Source organism: bacterium, from assembly GCA_030019025.1.
In the GTDB taxonomy this organism is placed as follows: domain Bacteria; phylum Hydrothermota; class Hydrothermia; order UBA1063; family UBA1063; genus UBA1063.
In genome coordinates this window covers 403-3678 of the sequence record JASEFR010000041.1, presented here as the reverse complement: position 1 = coordinate 3678, position 3276 = coordinate 403, and the positions used below count along the sequence as shown (strand labels likewise).

Here is a 3276-nt window from a genome sequence, read left to right as displayed (position 1 = left end):
CGATAGGCTTTCCGCTTCTATCAGGTACAATGTTTATTATGAACTTCAAACCGGCTGCTTTTGCTACAGCTTCAATTTCTTCTCGTACCGGATTATCTACTTTCCCCAAAATCTCGCATCCTGCGAACTGAGCACTCAACCAGTGGGTTTGCCCCGTGGTTTCTCTCCCAGAAATACCGGGTTGGACTATCTTTCCTCCCCCACTGTACCCAGCAACCCTGTGCGGTGTGACCATGCCAATCCCAATTATGAAGTCGTTTTCCAAAACAAGTTTATTAACTACTATCGGAGTACCTCTTTCCGTTCTGCCAATTTCAACAACATCTGTTTTGTAGTTGTGGAAGAAAATCCTAACTCTCTTTACAGCTGTCTCACCATACTTTTTCAATTGCTCAGAAAGTGTCATACGCCTGTGAGTTCCCGTCGCCACAAGGATGGTTATGTACTCATCTTTGACCCCACAGGAATTTGCAATGTCAAAGATAGTTGGTAGAATCCAAGATACAGGTGTTTGCCTGGTTATATCATCAACTAGTAGCAACAACCTTCTGACACCGACAAGTTCTGGCGCAAGTCTCTCCCTCAAGATGGACTGCAATTTTTCTTCGAACTCTGCTCGCTCCATACCATTCACATGACGTGGCTCCAAGACAGCTTTAAGCCGATCGTTGGGGATCTCGCATTCGGCGAAATCATAGTATTTCACTTTCATAGTGACGACCCCTTTGCTTTTAACAATTTTGACAACACTTCCTGGTTAACGACATGCTTTGGTATGCGCCCCTGAAAGAAGTCAATCACCGCTTGGGCAGCCATTATGTTCATCCGATAAACAGCCTCAATTGTGTGGGCACCCATGTGAGGAGTGGTTACGAGGTTATTGCAACCGAATAGAGGCGAGTCAAAATTCGGCGGTTCCTGTGAGAAGACATCCAACGCCGCCCCACTTATCCATCCCTCTTTCAAAGCTGTCGCCAAGGCCTCCTCGTCAACGATTCCACCTCTTGCTGTGTTTATCAAGAAGGCGCTTCTCTTCATTTGCCTTAACTCTTTTTCCCCGATCAAACCCTTTGTTTCTTCAGTCAACGGAACGTGTATCGACACAAAATCCGATAGCTGGAGAACCTCCTCCAAAATTGCTGGTTTTGCACCGGCATTCTGAATTTCCTTAGCCGGCACGTAGGGATCATATGCGATCACCTTCATACCAAGGCAAGCAGCTCGCTTGTTTACTTCTCGTGCAATAGCACCGAAGCCCACTAGGCCAAGGACTTTACCATAGATTTCGATCCCGACGTTACCGTGCCAGGAATGTTCCTGGAACAACTCTATGTGCGTAGAAACTATATTCCTCGCGAGGACGAAGATAAGACCAATGGTCAACTCCGCAACGGACTCGGTGTTTGCACCCGGTGTCACCGTCACAGGTATTCCTAGCTCCGTAGCCGCCTTCAAATCGATATTGTCGACGCCCACACCGTGCTTTGCTATGATTTTTAAATTTGAGTTCGCGAGAATGTCTCTTGTCACTTTCGGAGTACCAACTATCAAAGCATCCACGTCACCCAAGGTCTCCGGCAAAACCTCTTTTTCATAAATTAGAATCTCGAAACTGTATTTCCTTAAAAGCTCAAGCGGCTCTTGCGAGTATTTCCCAAAAGTGCGGGTAGCAATCAGAACTTTCGGCATAACTTCATCCTCCTTGCTTGGATTCAGACGAGCTTCGATGATCACAAAACCCAATCTAAACAACGCAATACTTTGCAATTTGATGCCTCTGATTACTTTAAGTTGAAACCTTGACAGCGCAGCGCTTCCTCAAGTGCGAACTGAATCTTTTCGCCAGGGCAACACCCACTGGCACGTATGACGTCAGGATTATTCTTGTATTTATCGGGTGTACAATCACCAATTACCACGTATGGCATCTTCTCAATGAATTCATCGAAGCGTTCATCTACGGCGTTGTAACCCAGCATAACACTTACTCTTACCCCGCTTTTCTGGAGCCTTTCCATTGTGCCGTCCAGGATCCATCCTTCCAAAGTTCCCTTCAGCCATGTGAGGCATCCTGAGCAGGCTCCACCTAAAACGATCCTGAATGGTCCATACCGTTCAATGATGCCCCTGACAGGTCTTTTGACAATTGGTTCCCTTCTGAGAACCTCAAGAACTATTCCTTCGCCCTCAACAGTAGGATTAATGTCCCCGAGGCCAAGGTTATAAGCGTTCATAGCGTATTCTATCTCCTCCGGTTGAAAACCCAAGATCTTGCCGGCAACTACATCATTCGCAACAGGATCGGTACTCGCTATGAGATAACCGAAGTGAACAGGTCTCACGTTGAGAGGACCTTCATGGCTCCCTAAAGTCAACGCATCAGTTATTACGAGCGATTCAGGAAATAGCTTGTGAATCATCGCAACGATGCTACTGAGTCTGGTTTGATGCACTAGAAGCCTAAACTCTCTTGGCAGGAAACCAACATAGTTTTTTACAGCACAAGTGATAACGTCTACGTAGTGAACCTTCAACTTTGGAACATTCCAAATAAAATCAACTTTTGTCACCAACTCTGGGAAAGGTATTTCTTTGAGGAAAAAGCCTTCAGGGGTTCTCACCTTGACAATTTTCTCTTCATCAAGGTTAACGAAGCTCGCTTGTTCGCACTTGAATTCTCGGAGTGCATCTCTTAGGCCAAGTTTTTGTATTACTTCGTTTGTACTAAAACACGTTGCAGACGATTCAACTATATACACAGCCCTCGCGCCATTCTCCAGGGCCACTCTGGCAAGGGCAGCCACGAGGTACGGATCAGTAGTTCCACCTTGTTCACTCGCCACAGGACCAACAAAATTAGGTTTTATGATGATTCTACACCCATGTGGTACGAAATGCCCGATTCCTCCAAGTTTTTCAAAGCACTGATATACTCCGAGCAATAAATTTCTTGCGTCCACGTTTCTAATTACAACCTTCGACATACTACATGTTCCCTCCCTTCTCACGGAAAGCGAGCACAGCTACCATTGTGAAGATGACAACACCTTCAACAATGTACTTAATACCCGCAGAGACATTGAACGCCGTTAGCAATGCGAGTATGTATCTCATCATCAACGTATTGAACCATCAAGCATGTGAGATAATTCCACATACACTACGCTTCACCTCCTTTCTAACCTTCGCATTTCCTTAAGCCAACGAGAGTAAAGTTCATCGTATATCGGTACGACCCGCTCCTCGGGTAGGAAAATGGAGTTCTCCTCAGCGAGT

General features: G+C 45.8%; 3 protein-coding genes. All 3 read right to left on the bottom strand.

Annotation, left to right across the window (positions count from 1 at the left end; all coding sequences use genetic code 11):
- The coding region (locus QMD82_08275) for a lactate racemase domain-containing protein (GenBank protein MDI6851912.1) at nt 1-712 on the bottom strand (712 nt) is incomplete at its 3' end.
- A complete protein-coding gene (locus tag QMD82_08270; GenBank protein MDI6851911.1) occupies nt 709-1689 on the bottom strand; it encodes a phosphoglycerate dehydrogenase in 981 nt (326 codons plus the stop codon). The genes QMD82_08275 and QMD82_08270, both read right to left, overlap by 4 nt.
- A 92-nt stretch (nt 1690-1781) precedes the next feature.
- Nucleotides 1782-2984, bottom strand: a complete 1203-nt coding sequence (locus QMD82_08265; protein ID MDI6851910.1) for a DUF362 domain-containing protein — start codon at nt 2982-2984, stop codon at nt 1782-1784.
- Nucleotides 2985-3276: the final 292 nt, after the last annotated feature.